The sequence below is a fragment of the Sphaerisporangium flaviroseum genome (assembly GCF_039537005.1).
Taxonomy (GTDB): domain Bacteria; phylum Actinomycetota; class Actinomycetes; order Streptosporangiales; family Streptosporangiaceae; genus Sphaerisporangium; species Sphaerisporangium flaviroseum.
In genome coordinates this window covers 1-18041 of the sequence record NZ_BAAAZR010000057.1, presented here as the reverse complement: position 1 = coordinate 18041, position 18041 = coordinate 1, and the positions used below count along the sequence as shown (strand labels likewise).

16 protein-coding genes are annotated in these 18041 nt (G+C 68.1%); 10 read left to right on the top strand and 6 right to left on the bottom strand.

Features of this window, described 5'->3' with window-relative positions:
• Positions 1-79: 79 nt before the first annotated feature.
• Entirely contained in the window at positions 80-685 is a 606-nt protein-coding gene (locus ABD810_RS38265; protein WP_425567038.1) for a sigma-70 family RNA polymerase sigma factor, read from the bottom strand.
• A 236-nt stretch (positions 686-921) separates the two neighbouring features.
• Here ABD810_RS38265 and ABD810_RS38260 point away from each other — a divergent pair, with 236 nt between their 5' ends.
• Entirely contained in the window at positions 922-1668 is a 747-nt protein-coding gene (locus ABD810_RS38260; RefSeq protein WP_344952685.1) for a class I SAM-dependent methyltransferase, read from the top strand.
• 100 nt (positions 1669-1768) lie between these two features.
• Here ABD810_RS38260 and ABD810_RS38255 read toward each other — a convergent pair whose 3' ends face one another.
• Positions 1769-2101, bottom strand: a complete 333-nt coding sequence (locus tag ABD810_RS38255) for a TraR/DksA family transcriptional regulator (RefSeq protein WP_344952683.1) — start codon at positions 2099-2101, stop codon at positions 1769-1771.
• A 243-nt stretch (positions 2102-2344) separates the two neighbouring features.
• Entirely contained in the window at positions 2345-3106 is a 762-nt protein-coding gene (locus ABD810_RS38250; RefSeq protein WP_344952681.1) for an SOS response-associated peptidase, read from the bottom strand.
• Positions 3107-3183: 77 nt separating this feature from the next.
• Here ABD810_RS38250 and aroA point away from each other — a divergent pair, with 77 nt between their 5' ends.
• The 8 genes from aroA to ABD810_RS38210 all read left to right on the top strand — a co-directional run bounded on the left by aroA (position 3184) and on the right by ABD810_RS38210 (position 11273).
• Entirely contained in the window at positions 3184-4461 is a 1278-nt protein-coding gene (gene aroA, locus ABD810_RS38245; protein ID WP_344952679.1) for a 3-phosphoshikimate 1-carboxyvinyltransferase, read from the top strand.
• Positions 4462-4487: 26 nt separating this feature from the next.
• Positions 4488-5528, top strand: a complete 1041-nt coding sequence (gene rsgA, locus ABD810_RS38240) for a ribosome small subunit-dependent GTPase A (RefSeq protein WP_344952677.1) — start codon at positions 4488-4490, stop codon at positions 5526-5528.
• Positions 5529-5584: 56 nt separating this feature from the next.
• Complete coding sequence (hisN, locus tag ABD810_RS38235) at positions 5585-6370, top strand: histidinol-phosphatase (RefSeq protein ID WP_344952675.1); 786 nt, start codon at positions 5585-5587, stop codon at positions 6368-6370.
• A 366-nt stretch (positions 6371-6736) separates the two neighbouring features.
• Positions 6737-7840, top strand: coding sequence for a phosphate ABC transporter substrate-binding protein PstS (gene pstS / locus ABD810_RS38230; RefSeq protein ID WP_344952673.1), 1104 nt, complete (start codon positions 6737-6739; stop codon positions 7838-7840).
• Between the two features lie 43 nt (positions 7841-7883).
• Positions 7884-8825, top strand: coding sequence for a phosphate ABC transporter permease subunit PstC (gene pstC, locus ABD810_RS38225; RefSeq protein ID WP_344952671.1), 942 nt, complete (start codon positions 7884-7886; stop codon positions 8823-8825).
• A gap of 2 nt (positions 8826-8827) precedes the next feature.
• Positions 8828-9709, top strand: a complete 882-nt coding sequence (gene pstA, locus ABD810_RS38220) for a phosphate ABC transporter permease PstA (protein WP_344952743.1) — start codon at positions 8828-8830, stop codon at positions 9707-9709.
• 13 nt (positions 9710-9722) lie between these two features.
• On the top strand, positions 9723-10499 hold the full coding sequence (gene pstB / locus ABD810_RS38215; protein ID WP_344952669.1) for a phosphate ABC transporter ATP-binding protein PstB: 777 nt from the start codon (positions 9723-9725) through the stop codon (positions 10497-10499).
• 57 nt (positions 10500-10556) lie between these two features.
• Positions 10557-11273 carry a response regulator transcription factor gene (locus tag ABD810_RS38210; protein WP_344952667.1) on the top strand — a complete coding sequence of 239 codons (717 nt, stop codon included), beginning with the start codon at positions 10557-10559 and terminating at the stop codon, positions 11271-11273.
• Between the two features lie 42 nt (positions 11274-11315).
• Here the strand turns inward: ABD810_RS38210 and ABD810_RS38205 are convergent, their stop codons facing one another.
• The 3 genes from ABD810_RS38205 to ABD810_RS38195 form a co-directional block, all read right to left on the bottom strand.
• Positions 11316-12221: a phenylalanine 4-monooxygenase gene (locus ABD810_RS38205; RefSeq protein WP_344952665.1), complete on the bottom strand. Its 906-nt coding sequence runs from the start codon at positions 12219-12221 to the stop codon at positions 11316-11318.
• Between the two features lie 1525 nt (positions 12222-13746).
• A complete protein-coding gene (locus tag ABD810_RS38200) occupies positions 13747-14232 on the bottom strand; it encodes an Lrp/AsnC family transcriptional regulator (RefSeq protein ID WP_344952662.1) in 486 nt (161 codons plus the stop codon).
• Between the two features lie 251 nt (positions 14233-14483).
• A complete protein-coding gene (locus ABD810_RS38195) occupies positions 14484-16172 on the bottom strand; it encodes a substrate-binding and VWA domain-containing protein (protein ID WP_344952660.1) in 1689 nt (562 codons plus the stop codon).
• A 626-nt stretch (positions 16173-16798) separates the two neighbouring features.
• Here ABD810_RS38195 and ABD810_RS38190 point away from each other — a divergent pair.
• The gene (locus tag ABD810_RS38190) at positions 16799-17455 is read left to right on the top strand and encodes a nucleotidyltransferase domain-containing protein (RefSeq protein WP_344952741.1); all 657 of its coding nucleotides are present in this window, start codon (positions 16799-16801) and stop codon (positions 17453-17455) included.
• Positions 17456-18041 lie beyond the last annotated feature (586 nt).

Sequence of the window (18041 nt, the reverse complement as noted above, 5' to 3'; positions counted from 1 at the left end):
CAACACCTCGCGAGCGCGCCGGCGCCGCATCCACGACCGCCTCGTACAAATGATGTTCGACCAATGTCGCCGCGCTCCGTCACGACGGGTCCTCCGATCGCACAAGCCCGCGTCCGCGTGCGTAATCCTCGAGTTGCGTCCGCAGCTGCCGCCGCCCCCGGTGCAGACGGGACATCACCGTCCCGATGGGGGTGCCCATGATGTCGGCGATCTCCTTGTAGGGGAACCCCTCGACATCGGCCAGATAAACCGCCATACGGAAATCTTCTGGAAGCGCGGCCAGCGCATCCTTGATATCACTGTCGGGCAGGTGCTCCAGCGCCTCGGCCTCGGCGGACTTCAGACCGGCCGACGTGTGCGACTCCGCACGCGCGAGCTGCCAGTCTTCGATGTCCTCGGTGCCGGACTGCTTGGGCTCCCGCTGCTTCTTGCGATAGGTGTTGATGAAGGTGTTCGTGAGGATGCGGTAGAGCCAGGCCTTGAGGTTGGTGCCTTCCTGGAACTGGTGGAAGGACCCGAAGGCCTTGGCGAAGGTGTCCTGAAGCAGGTCCTCCGCATCCGCGGGATTTCTGGTCATCCGGAGTGCGGCGGAGTAGAGCTGGTCGAGGTACGGCATTGCGTCGCGCTCGAACCGCTCGCTGCGCTGCTCCAGAGTCTCCTCGGCTGTCTTGGAGACCGAACCCACCCCCTTATACGTGCCGTACACAGCCGAGAATACCGGCTTGTGCCCGACCGTCCGATCACCGACCTCGGCCATCAGCATGGGACGGAACCTCCTCGCGTGTTTACACGCGTCTGCAACACACGAGGCATAGCATCTGTTCCCGGTAACTAGAAGGTGACGAACGACCCGGTACGGGGAAAAAGATACGTACCGGCTGGTAGCGATGCCCGGAGCCCCGACCCGTCCAGGAGCCACTTGTGCTGCCCATCCCAGCCAACGAACTGAACGGCTCAGGCGCACTCGGGCCGTACTGGACCTTCTACCACGCCGTCGTCGCCGAGCAGCTGAGACGGTGGCTGCCCCGGCGGCCCTGCCTGCTCCTCGACCTGTCCGGCGGGCGAGGGCGCTGGCCCTCGCAGGCGGCCGGCGCCGGCCACCACGTCATCGAGGTGGTCGACTTCCGGCGTCCCGCCGATCCCTGGCTGCGGGACGCCTCGAACAGGATTCGCAGGGTCCGTGCCGACGATCTCGGCTTCCTGCCCGACGCCTCCGTGGACGCGGTGATCGCCGAGGAGCGCGTGCTGTCACTGGAGCTGATGGCCGAGTCGACCGTGGAAGACGTCGTACGGGTGCTGAAGCCGGGCGGGCGCGTGCTCGCCTGCGTCGACTCGCTCGTGCTCGGCATGGCGATCATGGCCGAGCAGAACTACTGGGCCCACCTGTGTCAGACGGGCACCGGTGAGGTGATGCTCGTGCCGTGGCCGGACGGGAGCATCACCCGCTGCTTCACCAGCGCCCAGCTCCGCGAGCTGCTGGCGGACGCCGGCCTGGAGGTGGAGTGGGTACGGCCGCGCACGGTGCTGTCGCCCTCGACGGTGGACCACGTCCTGGCCGCCGACACCCGGGCGCTCAACTGGCTCGTCCGTACGGAGCTGGAGGCGCACCCCGATGACGACGACACGGTCGGCATCCACCTGGTGGCCAGTGCCCGCAGGCCCGAGTAACCCTCCGGGCACGCGTGCCACCCGCCGCGGGCGTGCATGACCCTACGCACGAGGGCGTGCACGGCCGGACGTACGCGGCGGGCGACGAGAGCGGCGCCCGTCAGCGGCGGCGCTCCCGTTCGGATTGGCACTGGACACAGCGGGCGGCCTCCGGGCGTGCCGCGAGGCGGCCCTCCGGGACGGGTTTCCCGCAGTCCACGCACTCGCCGTAGACGCCGGCGTCCAGTCGCTTGAGGGCCTCGACCACCGCCGTGCGCTGCCGCGTCGCCACGTCGATCATGGCCTGGGCGCGGTCGGCGTCGGTGAGGTCGGATCCCGCGTCCGCCGCCGAGCGGTCGCCCACGGCGACGGGATCACCCCTCAGCACCATGATCGACCGGTCCAGTTCGGCCAGCATGCTTTCCAGTTGAGCCCGAGCGGTCGCGTCGTCCACGAATCCGCACCTCCGGGAAGATTGCGTAAGGGCATCGACGGGATCCCCCGGAACTCCCGCCTGCCTGTAAGGAATGTCATCAGGGCGGTGACTCTGAGTTGATGAGGCATCGCTTTCCTCACCGGATGCCCATTCGGACGGGGTCTTACACCGATGTGACTCGGCCTTTTCCCATCCCGCCCTTTCCGGAACGTGCCCCGCTACGGAAAGACCCTTCCCGGAGGCGGATCCGCCCTCGGGCGCTCAGGAGAGCGCGGTCTCGGGGCTTTCGGGCTCCAGCAGGTGGGGTCCGTTGTTCCTGACGCTGTTGACCTCGCTCGACACCGGATAGGCGGCGAGCCCGCTCGGGCGTCCCGTGTTCAGCAGGTCGAGCACCTTGCCGGGCTCGGTGTGCCCGGGGTCCAGCCAGTCGGCCCACCTGTCGCGCGCGACGACCACGGGCATGCGGTCGTGGATGTGCCCGAGCGAGTCCTCGGCGGTCGTGGTGATGACCGTGCAGGTGACGAGCCACTTCAGCGGGTCGTCGTCCGCGCGGGTGGGGTCCTTCCAGAACTCGTACAGCCCGGCCATCGCCATCAGCCCGCCGTCAGAGGGGTGGATGAAGTAGGGCTGCTTGCTCTTCTTGTCGGCCCTGTACCACTCGTAGTAGCCGTCGGCGGGCAGCAGGCACCTGCGCTGCGCCAGGGCCCTGCGGAACGAGGGCTTCTCTGCCAGCGTCTCCACCCGTGCGTTGATCATGCGCGAGCCGACGGAGGGATCCTTGGCCCAGCTGGGCACCAGCCCCCACTTCAGCACGCGGAGCTGCCTGGTGGGCTCGGCCTTCCCGTCCCCCTCCTCGCCCTTCGCCGGCTCGTGGGGGCGTGTGAGCACGGCGTAGACCTTCTTGGTAGGGGCGACGTTGTAGTCCGGGGGAAGCTCGTCGGGCGTCGCGTCCAGCCCGATGTCGAACTCCTCCAGCAGTTCCTGGCGCTTCTTCGTTGAGGCGTATCTCCCGCACATGCTCATAGACTGCCGCACCATCGCGAGTGGCGCGGCCCCTCTGCGCGGGGGATTTCCGGGAGGGTCCCGGTAGGCTCAGAGCTATGTCAGCTCCCTTGTGGCCCGCGCCTGAGGCGACGGCGCCCGTCGACGCGACGGTCCCGCTGCCCGGGTCCAAGTCGGTGACCAACCGCGCCCTTCTGCTCGCCGCGCTGGCCGACGGCCCCGGCGAGGTACGACGGGCGCTGCGCAGCCGCGACGCCGACCTGATGGTCGCGGCCCTGCGGTCGCTGGGGTCTGAGCTGATCCCCTCGGACGAGAGCGTGTCCGGCGTCGACTGGCACGTCGTCCCCGGCCCGGTCCGCGGCGGGGCGTCGATCGACGTGGGCCTCGCCGGCACCGTCATGAGGTTCGTCCCGCCGATGGCGGCGCTCGCCGACGGCGAGGTGGCCTTCGACGGCGACCCGCACGCACGCAAGCGGCCGATGGGCCCGCTCCTCTCCGCCCTGCGCACCCTGGGCGCCGAGGTCGTCGGCGACGCGCTGCCGTTCACGATCCGAGGGCCGCTCTCGGGGGGCGAGGTCACGCTCGACGCCTCCGCCTCCTCGCAGCTCGTCTCCGGGCTGCTCCTGGCCGCCGCGCGCTTCGACAAGGGCGTGACCGTGCGGCACAACGGCCCCCCCGTGCCCTCCATGCCCCACATAGAGATGACCGTGCGCATGCTCCGCAGCGCGGGAGTGCGCGTCGACGATGGCGAGCGGGACGTCTGGCGGGTGGAGCCGGGCCCGATCGCGGCCCGCGATCTCACCGTCGAGCCCGACCTGTCCAACGCCGCGCCGTTCCTGGCCGCGGCCATGGTCACCGGGGGAACCGTCACGATCCCCGGCTGGCCGCAGGAGACCACGCAGCCGGGCGACGCTCTGCGCGAGTTGCTGCCCCGCATGGGCGCGACCGTCACGCGCGTCCCCGAAGGGCTGAGGCTCACCGGCGGGGGGCGCGTCGACGGCATCGACGCCGACCTGCACGACGTCGGGGAGCTGACCCCGGTGATCGCCGCCCTGGCCGCGCTGGCCGGCTCTCCGAGCACGCTGCGCGGCGTCGCCCACCTGAGGGGGCACGAGACCGACCGGCTCGCCGCGCTGGCCACCGAGATCAACCGGCTGGGCGGAGACGTGAGCGAGACCGGCGACGGCCTGGTGATCAGGCCGCGTCCGCTGCGCGCCGGGGTCTTCCACAGCTACGCCGACCACCGCATGGCCACCGCCGGAGCGGTGATCGGCCTCACCGTCCCGGGGGTCCAGGTGGAGGACATCGCCACCACCGCCAAGACCCTCCCCGAGTTCGCCCGCATGTGGGCGCTGATGTTGGGGGAAGCCCGCTGAGAAAACGGGAGTACGACGAGGATGACGTGCGGGTCCGGCCGGGCAAGGGGTCCCGGCCGAGGACCAGACGCCGTCCAGCGCACGAGGACGCCGTCGCGGCGTTCGTCGTGGCGGTCGACCGTGGCCGCTACACATGCCTGGTGGGCGACGATGTGGCCGAGGTGCCCGGCGCGGCCGGCGGCCGCGGCGCCAGGGAGCGCAGGGAAGCGGCGCGCCCGGTTATGGCGATGCGCGCCCGCGAGCTCGGCCGCAAGGGCATCGTGGTCGGAGACCGCGTCAGCCTGGTCGGGGACACCTCAGGGCGGCCCGACACGCTCGCGCGTATAGTCCGGCTGGAGCCGCGCACCTCGATGCTGCGGCGCAGCGCCGACGACACCGACGAGGTCGAGCGTCCCATCGTCGCCAACGCCGACCAGCTCGTGATCGTCACCGCGCTGGCCGACCCTCCGCCAAGGCCGAGGATGATCGACCGCATGCTGGTCGCCGCCTTCGACGCCGACATCGAGCCGCTGCTCTGCCTCACCAAGGCCGACCTGGCGGCACCGGACGACCTCGTCTCCCATTACGAGCCCCTCGGCGTGCCCTACATCGTGGTGGAGAAGGGCGGTGACCTCGCCGAGGTGCGGTCCCGGCTGAACGACCGGCTGAGCGTGCTCGTCGGCCACTCCGGGGTCGGCAAGTCCACCCTGGTGAACGCCCTGGTGCCGGACGCCGGGCGGGCGGTGTCCCACGTGAACGCCGTCACGGGGCGCGGCCGCCACACCTCCAGCTCCGCCGTCGCGCTCGAGCTTCCCGGCGGGGGCTGGATCATCGACACCCCCGGCGTGCGCAGCTTCGGCCTCGGGCACGTCTCGATCGACAACGTGCTGGCCGCCTTCCCGGCCCTGTCCGAGGGCACCGTCCACTGCCCGAAGGGCTGCAGCCACCGGGGCGGCGAGTGCTCGCTGGACGCCTGGGTGGCCGAGGGTCACGCCGACGCGAGGAGCCTGGAGTCGCTCCGGCGCCTCCTGGCCAGCCGCGACGGCGCTCCGGAAGACGACCCGGCACCCCACCCGGACGGCGCCTGACCCAAGCGCGATGCGGGACTGCTGAAAGCGGCGCGGGCACGATAGCGTTTGTCCCTGTGACGGGCTATAGCGACGACCTGCGCCTGGCGCACATGATGGCAGACAGCGCCGATGATCTGACCATGCGCCGGTTCAAGGCCGTCGACCTGCGGGTCGACACCAAACCTGATCTCACCCCGGTGAGCGACGCCGACCGGGCCGTGGAGGAGACCATCCGCGGCACACTGCGGCGCGCCCGGCCACGTGACGCGGTCGTGGGCGAGGAGATGGGCAAGACCAGCGGGTACGGCACCCGTTGCTGGATCGTCGACCCGATCGACGGCACCAAGAACTACGTGCGGGGCGTCCCCGTGTGGGCCACCCTCATCGCGCTCATGGAACACGGGAGGGTCGTGGTCGGCGTGGTCTCGGCTCCGGCGCTGGGCCGCCGCTGGTGGGCCGCCCGTGACGGCGGCGCGTGGACCGGGCGCAGCCTCACCAAGGCCACCCGCTGCCACGTCTCCTCCGTGAGCCGCCTGCAGGACGCGTCGTTCTCCTACTCGAGTTTCGGCGGCTGGGAGGAGCGCGGGCGCCTCGACGAGTTCCTCGACCTCGGCAGGGCCGTCTGGCGCACCCGCGCGTACGGCGACTTCTGGTCGCACATGATGGTGGCCGAGGGCGCGGTCGACATCTCCGCCGAGCCCGATCTGTCCGCGTGGGACATGGCCGCCCTGACCGTGATCGTCGAAGAGGCCGGCGGTGTCTGGACCGACCTGTCCGGCACACCCGACGTCGACGGCGGCAGCATGGTCTGCGCCAACCCCACCCTGCACGCCGAGGTGCTCAAGCGCCTCGGCGACTGAAAGCGCGAGCCCGGCCTCAAGGAGACCGGGCCCTTGGTCGTCAGCGTTCGTCCGGCGGCCGGGATATGACCCGGTCGTCGAGGTAGCAACTGCAGTTACCGCATCCTGGAAGTACACCGAATCCTGGAAGCACGCCGACCCTCCTCGCCCGTCGTGCCACTGACGCTACGGCAGATCCGCCTGTTCGTCACTGTCCGTAAGGGCACAGTCGCGTGTGATGGGTCAGGTCGCGGCGATAAGGCGTAAGCGTCGACAACGAGAGCGACCTGGCCCGTTCATTCCTCGTTCACCTTTAACCGGGCTTTACGTCACCTTGACTACCTAGCGTCCTACCCGTTGAGAGAACCACGTGGGAGGACAAGAACCGTGAAGTATGCAGGCCGGCTCGCCGTAGCCGCCATTGCCGGCGTGCTCTCGCTCGCCGCGTGCGGCACAGATAACAATTCGGGAGGCACCGGCGCAGCGTCGGCGCCCGCCGCCAGTGCGGGAGGTGGCCTCAGCGGCACGATCAACGCCGCCGGCTCCTCGGCTCAGGCCAACGCGATCGCCGAGTGGAAGAAGGCGTTCCAGTCGTCCAACCCTGGCGTGAGCATCAACTACCAGCCCAGCGGCTCCGGTGCGGGGGTCCAGTCCTTCATCCAGGGCACCATCGCCTTCGCCGGTTCCGACTCGGCGCTCAAGGAGGACAAGGGCGAGCCCGCCCAGGCCGACGCGCGTTGCAAGACCGGTAAGGCGATCAACCTTCCCATGGTGATCGGCCCGGTCGCGGTCGTCTACAACCTCCCGGGCGTGGACAGCCTTCAGCTTTCGCCGGCGACCATTGGTGGCATCTTCAGCAGCAAGATCACCAAGTGGGACGACGCGGCGATCAAGAAGGACAACCCCGACGCCAAGCTGCCCTCGACCCCCATCCAGGCGTTCCACCGCTCGGACGAGTCGGGCACCAGTGACAACTTCACCAAGTTCCTCAAGGCCACGGCCGACTGGCCGTACGAGCCCGCCAAGGCGTTCCCCGCCGAGGCCAAGGGCCAGGGCGCCAAGGGGTCCGACGGCATCGCGCAGGCCGTCAAGGGCGCCGAGGGCGCGATCAGCTACGTGGAGCTTTCCTTCGCGGAGAACTCCGGACTGAGCAAGGTCAAGGTCGCCAACGGCTCGGGTGAGTTCGTCGAACTGACCCCGGAGAGCGCGGCCAAGACCGTCGAGGCCGCCAAGGTCGAGGGCAGCGGCAACGACCTGAAGCTGTCGATCGACTACGCCACCAAGGCCCCGGGCGCCTACCCGATCGTCCTTGTGACCTACGAGATCACCTGTGAGAAGGGGCTCACCCCCGAGGACACCAAGCTGGTCAAGTCCTTCCTCACCTACACCGCGAGCGAGGCGGGCCAGACCGCGCTGACCGGTCTCGGCTACGCACCCCTGCCGGCCACCCTGGTCGCCAAGGTCCGCACGGCCGTCGAGGCGATCTCCTAACTCAATGGCCACGTCACTTCGTACACGCGAAGGCGGGCCGGCCATGGGCCGGTCCGCCTTCCGGCGCAGTCGCGGTGAAGGGCTCTTCCGGTTCGCGACGACCGGCGCCGGCATCCTGTTGCTCGTCATCATGGCGGCGATCGCGGTCTTCCTCATCGTGAAGGCCGTTCCCGCCCTCCAGGCCAACACCTCGCGCTTCCTCACCGAGAAGGTCTGGACCCCGAACGCCACCGAGCCCGTCTTCGGCATCGCGGCGCTGGCGTTCGGCACCGTGATCAGCTCCCTCCTGGCACTGATCATGGCCTTGCCGATCGCGATCGGGGTCGCGCTGTTCATCTCGCACTACGCCCCGCGCCGGCTCGCCGGCATCCTCGGCTACGTCATCGACCTGCTGGCGGCCGTCCCCAGCGTCGTCTACGGCCTGTGGGGCGTGATCTTCCTGATCCCGTTCATGAAGGGCCCCTCGGAGTTCCTCAACACCTACTTCGGGTGGATCCCGCTGTTCGCGGGAGACGCGGTCTACGGCAAGTCGATCCTCACCGGCTCGATCGTGCTCGCCATCATGATCCTGCCGATCATCGCGGCGATCTCGCGTGAGGTGTTCCTCCAGGCGCCCACGATGCTGGAGGAGGCTTCGCTGGCCCTCGGCGCCACCCGCTGGGAGATGATCAGGATGTCGGTGCTCCCGTTCGGGCGCGCCGGCGTCATCAGCGCGGCCATGCTCGGCCTCGGGCGGGCCATGGGCGAGACGATCGCGGTGGCGCTCATCTTCCCCGCCACCTTCACGATCACGCTGCAGGTGCTCTCCGCCAACGGCAACAGCATCGCCGCCAACATCGCCAACGGGTTCGGAGAGGCGACCCCCATCGGGCAGGGCGCGCTGATCGCCTCCGGACTCGTGCTGTTCGTGATCACTCTGATCGTGAACATGGCGGCACGGCTGATCATCGCCCGCCGCAAGGAGTACTCGGGGGCCGCCGCGTGACCATGTCGCCCAGTGTCATCGCCCCGGTCTCGTTCAACCGGCGGCTGAAGAACCGCATCGTCCAGAGCCTCGTGTGGCTGGCCTTCGCCGTGGCGGTCGTGCCCCTCGTCTCGGTCCTCTGGCTGGTGGTGAAGAACGGCGCCGCCCGCTTCGACGCCGAGTTCCTGACGCACTCGATGCGCAACATCGGCCCGCGCGACGCCGGGGGTGGCGCCTACCACGCCGTCCTCGGCACGCTGGAGCAGGTCGGGCTGGCCACGCTGATCTCGGTGCCGATCGGCCTGCTCACCGCCATCTACCTCGTGGAGTACGGCGAGGGCCGCCGGCTCGCTCGCACCATCAGCTTCTTCGTGGACGTCATGACCGGCATCCCATCTGTGGTGGCCGGTCTGTTCATCTTGGCGTTCTGGGTGCTGGTGCTCGGACTCGGCTATTCAGGCTTCGCCGGAGCGCTCGCGCTGTCGATCCTGATGATGCCCACGGTGGTCCGCGCGTCCGAGGAGATGCTCCGCCTCGTGCCGAACGAGCTACGCGAGGCCTCCTACGCCCTGGGCGTGCCCAAGTGGAAGACGATCGCGCGCATCGTGCTTCCCACGGCGTTCACCGGCATCGTGACCGGCATCATGCTGGCCATCGCCCGTGTCGCGGGCGAGACCGCACCGCTGCTGCTCACGGTGTTCATCACCGACTCCATCAACTCGGACCCGTTCAAGGGCCCGCAGATGGGCCTTCCGCTGTACGTCTTCGACCAGGCACAGCGGCCGAACGTCACCGCGGTCGACCGGGCGTGGGCCGGAGCGCTCACGCTCATCCTGATCGTCATGCTGCTCAACCTGGTGGCACGCCTCATCACGTGGTGGCGTTCGCCCGCCAAGGGCCGATAAGGGGTTATCGACAATGGCCAAGCAGATCGAGGTCGCGGACCTCGACGCGTACTATGGGTCGCACAAGGCGATCGAGGGCATCACGATGACGATCGAGCCCCGCTCGGTCACCGCTTTCATCGGTCCTTCCGGTTGCGGCAAGTCGACGTTCCTGCGCACGCTGAACCGCATGCACGAGGTCATCCCGGGTGCCCGTGTCGAGGGGAAGATCATGCTGGAGGATCAAGACCTGTACGGCACGGACGTGGACCCCGTCTCCGTTCGCCGTACGGTCGGCATGGTCTTCCAGCGGCCGAACCCGTTCCCGACCATGTCGATCTTCGACAACGTCGCCGCGGGTCTGCGTCTCAGCGGCCGGGTCTCCCGGTCCGAGACCGAGGGCGTCGTCGAGAGCTCCCTGAAGGACGCCAACCTCTGGAACGAGGTCAAGGACCGCCTCAACAAGCCCGGCTCGGGGCTGTCCGGCGGTCAGCAGCAGCGCCTGTGCATCGCACGGGCCATCGCCATCAACCCGGCCGTCCTGCTCATGGACGAGCCGTGCTCCGCCCTCGACCCGATCTCGACGCTGGCCATCGAGGACCTGATCGCCAAGCTCAAGAACGACTACACGATCGTCATCGTGACCCACAACATGCAGCAGGCGGCGCGCGTCAGCGACAGGACGGCGTTCTTCAACCTGGCGGGCCAGGGCCAGCCGGGCAGGCTGGTCGAGATGGACGAGACGTCCAAGATCTTCACCAACCCGACCCAGAAGGCGACCGAGGACTACATCACCGGACGATTTGGATGACCGGTTGGTAGAAGAGCACCTCGGATGCCCGGTGTATCCGGTTTATAAGGAGATGGTGTGATCCAGCCGCAGGCGGCACCCGCAGTGGACGGGGACACGAGGTCGGCGCCCATGCTGCTGGTCGCCGACCCCGACGCCGACATGGTCAGCGAGCTGGCCGCGGCGCTGGAGCGCGAGGGTGTCTTCGTGGCCGGAGCCGCCGACGGCGCACAAGCGCTCCTGCAGGCCGGTGCTCTACGGCCCGACGTGGTCCTCGTCAGCGCCTCCCTGCCCGTCATCGGGCCGGTCGACTTCGTGCGCGCGGTACGGCTGGCGCGAGCCGTGCCCGTGCTGCTGGGCGTGGGCGAGGGCCACGCGGAGCAGGCCGTCCAGGCGCTGGCCGCCGGAGCGACGGCCTGTGTGGCCCGGCCGTACCGCGTGCCGGAGTTGCTGCCACTGGTGCAGGCGGCCTTCCCCAGCAACGCCGGCTCGCGAGGCGCCCTGACGGTGGGCGGCGTCATGCTCGACCCGGGCGCCTACCAGGTCCGGGTCGCCGGGATCCCCGTGCACCTTCCGCTACGCGAGTTCGAGTTGCTGCACTACCTGATGCGCCACGCCGACCGCACGGTGACGCGGGAACAGATCATGCACCATGTGTGGCACGCGGCGGACGGCATGTCGACGAACACCATCGCGGTGCACGTCAAGCGCCTGCGCGCACGACTCGGGGACCACGAGGACCAGCTGATCCAGACGGTACGCGGAGTCGGCTACCGCCTGGTCACCCCGACCTGACCCCGCGCGCGCAGGCCGTTGGGTTTGCTGTTGGCAGGTCGGTCAGACCACGCTCTTGGCCGCCGCCTTGTCGGTGACGATGCGGGAGATGGTCTCGTCGTCGCAGGTCGCCCAGAAGGTGCCGACCACGTCCTCCAGGTGGCTCATCGACTCCGCCCGGAACAGCACATCCTGATATTTCGTGATGTCGTAGCTGGTGGTGCCCATCACGGCCAGGTCGAGCGGGAGGATGTCCATGCCGCGGAACTCCTCGATCTCGCCATAGGACGACAGGATGCCCGCTCCGTAGGCGCGGTCTTCACCGTTCTCCGCGAGCACGCCGAACTCCATCGTGAACCAGAACACCTTCGAGATGAACTCCAGAGCCGCATCCGTCTCCACCCGGCGGGCGGCGGCACCGGCCAGCCGGTAGAGCCGGGCGAACCGGTCGGACGCCAGCGCGTTGGCGTGCCCGATGACCTCGTGGATCACGTCGGGTTCCGGAGTGTAGAACGGCACCGAGTGATGGCGGATGTACTGGGTCGAGTGGAACAGGCCGTCGGCCAGAACGCCGTAGAAGTCACGCAGCGGCACGAGCCCGGCGGCCGGAAGGTAACGGAACCCGGTGAGCGGTTCGAGGAGGTCACCGACCTCCTGGAGCTGCGGAATGCGGTCCTGGGGAAGGCCGAGGCGCTCGTAGCCGCGGAGGTACTCCCCGGCCGCGTACTTCCGGTGCTTGATCGCAAGCTCCCGGGAGACCAGCGCCCACACCTCGTGCTCCCGCTCGGTGTAGGCGGCCTCGGGGATCGGCTCGCCGGGAGTGTGGTTCAGGGCGAGAGCGGCGATGGCGTTGCGACGCTCACGGTAGACCGGGTCCGCGACGCCCGGGTGGTTCGCGGCGAGCTCGACCACGACGGAACCGTCGTCCCGGGTTGCCACCGGAGCGAAGTACTGGGCTTCTTCGAACATGTCAGAACTATCAGCAATAGCGCCTTTTGCTGGCAAGAGTGAGTGCTTTAGGTAGTCATATCTCCCAGGATGCGGCCCTCTCAGCGGAGAAACGCTGGTCATTCCGCACAGCAACACGAGCCCCCGCGCCCCCACCTACCGAACGGCGACCACACGCCTGCCCGTCGACTGGACAGACGATCGGGACGGGCAACGGTCAGCCCGTAGCCGACATGAACCCGTAACCAGCATGAACGTGGAAAGATCAAGATCACCGGGCATGAACCCGTGGAATGGTTCGGCGAGCATAGGCCCCGACTTGCCCACCCACCCCCCGTTCCCCGCCGCACAACGGCGCCGGATTCACCACCCCGCGTCCCGCCGCATCGGCACCGTGACACACAACCCGGGTACCGGAGGTGATCCGCGCCCTCGGCCCGTCGACTTGAGCCTTAGTGGGCATGAACCCGTGGAACGGTTCGGCGAGGAACCCATTGGAATGGTTCGGCGAGCATAGGCCCCGGCTCGCCCACCCACCCCAGGTTTCCCGCCACACTACGGCGCCGGATTCACCGTCCCGCGTCTCGCCGCATCGGCGCCGTGACACACGACCCGGGTACCGGAGGTGATCCGCGCCCTCGGCCCGTCGACTTGAGCCTTAGTGGGCATGAACCCGTGGAATGGTTCGGCGAGGAACCCATTGGAATGGTTCGGCGAGCATAGGCCCCGGCTCGCCCACCCACCCCAGGTTTCCCGCCACACTACGGCGCCGGATTCACCGTCCCGCGTCCCGCCGCATCGGCGCCGGCTAAAGGTCTACCGGGCGCCGGTTGGGAAGTCCCGCATGGAACGGGGACTACCGGCCGCGAGCCCATCGCGACGAGACACGATCGCCAGCACGGATCTTGAAGGCGGCCACAGGGATGGATTGTGGTGAGGTCTTGGTGGTGTGGTCGAGGGGACGGGCACGAATCACTTCCGGTGCCCGGGCCGTGACTTGCGGCGCCGACGCGGCGGGACGCGGGGCGGTGAATTCGGCGCCGTAGTACGGCGAGGAACCAGGGGCGGGTGGGCGAGCCGGGGCCCATTCTTGCCGACCAACCTCCCGGATCATGCTCGCTGATGCTCGGGTCGCGGGCGATGCTGGCGCCGATCACCTCCGGAGCACGGGTGGCGTGTTTCGCGCCGACACGGCGGGAGGTGTCGCGGTGAATCCGGCGCATCACCCCCGGTGTCCCGGTGGTGTGTTGCGGCGCCGACGCGGCGGGACGCGGGGCGGTGAATCCGGCGCCGTCTACGGCGAGGAACCAAGGGCGGGTGGGCGAGCCGAGGCTCATTCTGGCCGGTCGTCCTTCCCCTCGGATCTGCCGTCCTCCCCACCAGCAAGACCTCACACCATTCCAGCCCTGACCCCAACCATGCCGCCGCACCACCCCAGGAGAACGAGAGTGGGCGGACCCTCCACAGAAGAACGGGACCTGTGCATCCACAGGTGGAAGGTCCGGCAAGATCGACGCCGGGAGCTCAGTTCTCTGCTGCACTTACATCAGATCGCATCCGGATGGGCGGCGGCGTGGAGCAGGGGTTCGATCCGGTAGGGGACCTGCGTCGACAGCGCGATGGTGGTGTCGGTCCGCTGGACGGCCGGTGACGCCAGCACCCTGGCGATGATCTCCTGAAGATGTGCCGTGCTCTGCGCGACCACCCGGCAGAGGAGGTCGGCCTGGCCGCTGGTGCCGTACACCTCGATGATCTCCGGGACGGACGCGAGCGCCTGTACGGCTTCCGCCAGCCTGCCCTGGGATATCTGCAGGGAAACGAACGCGAGGATGGGGTACCCCATCTCGGCTGGCACGATGGTCGGTCCGAAATCTCCGATCACGCCACGCGCGACGAGCTTGTCCACGCGTGCCTGCACCGTGCCGCGGGCGACTCCAAGGAGCCGGGCCAGCTCGGTCAGGCCGATGCGGGGATGCGCGCGCATGGTGGTGAGGAGCCTGCTGTCCAAGGGGTCGACGGGACCGTGAGCCATAGGCATGGCCAGAGACTACGGCTGCGGCGGCATCCGGCGTACGGGGGATATGGAAGGGCGGCAGGCGCGCGTGCGACCACCGATCGGTACGCGGGAGCGCGGAAGCTCGTACGGCTGTGCGAGCGGGTGATCAGCACCACGAATCGGCTCTGCCCGCCAGTGTGCACCTGCCGGCGCGCAGGCGAACGTGCGCGATCTCACGCCGCGAAGTCGGGGCGGGCGGTCAGCGGTGAAACGGGCCTGCGGAGGGGTCAGCCTTCCTGAGAGGCGCATCTCTCCCTGTCCACGCAGACCCGGTTGGACACGACCTGAAGGAAGATCTGCCGCGCCTGGTCGAACGTCTGCGCGACCATGGCGGCCCCGTTCGTGACCCCCGCGATCTGCCGCAACTCCTTGGCGTCGACGCCCTCGCCGTATCCGATCAGCGTGACGGTGACCGGCTGGGCGGGCGTGAACTCCCTGCGCAGCGTGGCCAGGAGCTCGTTGAGCGAGATGCCCCGGGGGTCCTTGTTCCTGCCGTCGGTGAACACGATGACCGAGCTCAGCATCCCCTTGACCTGGTTCTTCGCCATCGACCGGAAGGCCGCCAGCACGGAGTCGTACAGGCCGCCGTCCCCACGGGTGTGCCCGGGGAGCTTACGGAGTTCCTCGATGACCTCCGGAGCCTGTTCCTTCAGCGGGCCGACCGGCACGATCTCCTTGTAGTCCTTGTCGCCGTCGAGCTTCGTGGAGAACACCCACAGGCCGATGTCGCTCCCCTTGGGCAGAGCGCGGATCCCCGCTTCGGCGAAGTCGGCCGTGGCCCGCATACGGGTCGCCTGCTGCCCTGGGACCTTCTTCGCCATGGAATCGCTGATGTCCAGCAGGAGCAGCGTGCGGGTGTCGGCGAGCAGCAGTTTCATCGACAGCAGCACGCGAAGCATGGTTTCGGTGTCGGGCGCGGGGATCTCGCGTGGGGGCGCTGGACGCACGCCGTGGCGCGCGTCCAGAGAGGACCCGGCCTTGCCCGCGGTGTCGCGGAAACCGGCCGACTGCAGGACCGTACGCCCCGCCGGTGAGAGCACCGCCTGCCGGAAATCCTCTGCCGCCTGGCGTAGGACCGGGTCTCGGGTCAAGGGCACGTATGGATAGTCGAGGGAGATCGCCCCCTCCTTGGGGTACAGGCCGACCGCCTGCTGGCCGGCGCCTGAGGTGTTGTACCGCCATACGGCCTGCTCGCTGAGCACGACGAGGGGGTCCTCTCCGCCGCGCGCTTGGCCGACGAGGTCGAACAGCGCTTCCTCGGAGGAGACGACGGACCGTTTCAGGTTCACCGTGATGCCCCGCACGATCTTGAGCATGTCTGGGCGATCGGCCACCACCGCGTTCAATACGCTGAGCGCCGCGAGGCCCGACCCGAACCTGCTGGGCGCCGGCAGGGTGGTGGACGCCTTGGGCAGCTTCTTCTTGGTTCCCGAGGTGGGGATCAGCAGGGTCCATGAGGGTTCGCCGCGATGGGACGCGAGCTTCTTGGCCGTCTCCTGGTTCACCGCCATGATGACCGGCGAATGAGCGATCGACGTGCCCGGCAAGAGCGCCGCCCTGTCCCCGCCCTGCACCCGCGCCAGGTCCAACCACACCGACGCCTCGGGCACCCACACATCTGTGACGTTCTTCCGCGCACCCAACTGGTCCGCCACGTCCGCGGAGTTCCGGGTGGCGACGGATATCGCGGCACAGCCGCCGTCCCGCGTGTACTGCTCTGCCATCCGGACCAGCGCCGGTCCGATCTCGGGCGAGGCCGTGACCCGCAACCGCGGACGCTCGCCACAGTCCCCTCGCGTTATCAGCGCGTACGCCCCGCCGGCGAGCGTCACCAGCAGCACGGCGCCCAGGGCGACGGCCGTGATGGCCTGGCGCCGGGCGCGCACCATTGGGCTGACGGCATTCATGGAGTTCATCGCGCGTTCTACGAATCCTGGCAGCCGGGAGGGGGGATCGGATCGTACGGGGGGATCGCCGCCCCAGGCGTCATAACCAAGGGGGTCCGGATTACGATGCCTGCCGGCCACGACCTCACACCCTTTAGCACCAACCAGCCACCTGCAGCGAAGATCTACCCCATGAGTATCGCGAAGCGTAGCGCGTCACTGTGATCTCAACACGGTGTTTAACCAACCGCCCGAGTAACAGACCGGCAGCGATTGTCAGAAGCCCCATCAGCCCAGGTCAGCCCCCACAACGCCCTCCACACCACACTGACACCGGACACCGCCGAGACACCCGGATGTGATCCGCGCCCGCATCAACCGAGAGGCGACCATCAGCGAGCATGAACGCGGGAAGCGATCGGCAAGAATGGACCCCCCGCTCACCCGCCCACCCGGGGTCTCCGCCGTAGCACGTCGCCGGATTCACCGCGTCAACCTCCCGCCGCCTCGGCGCCGCAACACACCACCGGTGCCTGTTGCAATATATGTAGCTTCCTTTACAATTTGAGCATGATCACCGCTGAGAACAACTCGAAATTATTAGCGCCGACCTTTCGCTCAGCGGTGAGGGTCGGCGCTTATGGTTTGGAGGCGTGATGAACGTTATCTTAGAAGGCATCACAGGATCTCGCGCGTATGGGCTCGACACAGAGACCAGCGATACGGATATTAAGGGCGTGTATGTTGCGCCAACCTCGGAGGTATTGGGTCTCTTCCCTCCAGCCGAGACTATCGACCGCACAAATCCCGACGTGACCTACCATGAGATACACAAGTTTATTCGGTTAGCGCTCAAGGGCAATCCGACCATTCTGGAAATGCTTTACCTGGAGGGATACACACAGCTGACCAAGCACGCCCGGATGCTCGTCGACAACCGTCACAAGTTCCTGAGCAACGTCATCTACCGATCCTACGGCGGGTACGCCATCAGCCAGGCGCGCAAGCTCAATGCTCGCCAGGACAGCTTTAGTAGCGCCACAAAGAACCGTTACGCCAAACACGCCCGACATTGCTTCCGCTTACTCCAGCAAGGCCGTGAGTTATTGGAGACCGGATCGCTAACAGTGCGAGTGAAGAACCGGGATGAGCTATTTGCTATCGGCGAGCTAGAGCCCTCAGCGCTCGTCGACAAGTTCGAGCAGGAGTTCGCCGAGTTCGATCGCATCACGAGCATCCTACCTGATAAGCCGGATTACGAGGCTATCAACGGCATCCTATTAGAGATCCGAAAGGGAAACTGGGATGCTTGAGCAACAAGTAAGCGAAATAGTTTCTCCGGTCTACATGGTGAGCGGTTGCGTCCGTGACGAGCTGCTTGGCCGTGAGCCGAAGGACTGAATCCGGCGCCGTGCTAACGGCGGGCAACCGGGGGTGGGTGGGCGAGCCGGGGCCACTTCTCGCCGAACCATTCCATGGGTTCCTTGCCGAACCATTCCACCGGCTCATGCTCGCTGAGGCTCTGGTCGGCGGGCCGCGGGCGCGGATCACCGCCGGTGCCCGGGTGGTGTGGTGCGGCGCCGATGCGGCGGGAAGCGGGGCGGTGAATCCGGCGCCGTGGTACGGCGGGCGACCTGGGGCGGGTGGGTGAGTCGGGGCCCTTTCTGGCCGGGCCTTGTTGATCGATTGCTCGCCGCTGCCGGCGGGAGCCCGCCGGGTCGGGGGTCGGAGGCCGAGCCGTTGCAGGCGGTGGCCAACGACCGGGTGCTGGGAGAAGGGCGGGGGCCTGGAGCGTGAAAGAAGGTCTAGACGCTCAGGAAGGCTCTGATCCGCGGAAAAGGGGTCTGGAACGCAGGAAAGCCATCCACGTGTGTGGATGGCTTTCCTGGGTGCACCCCC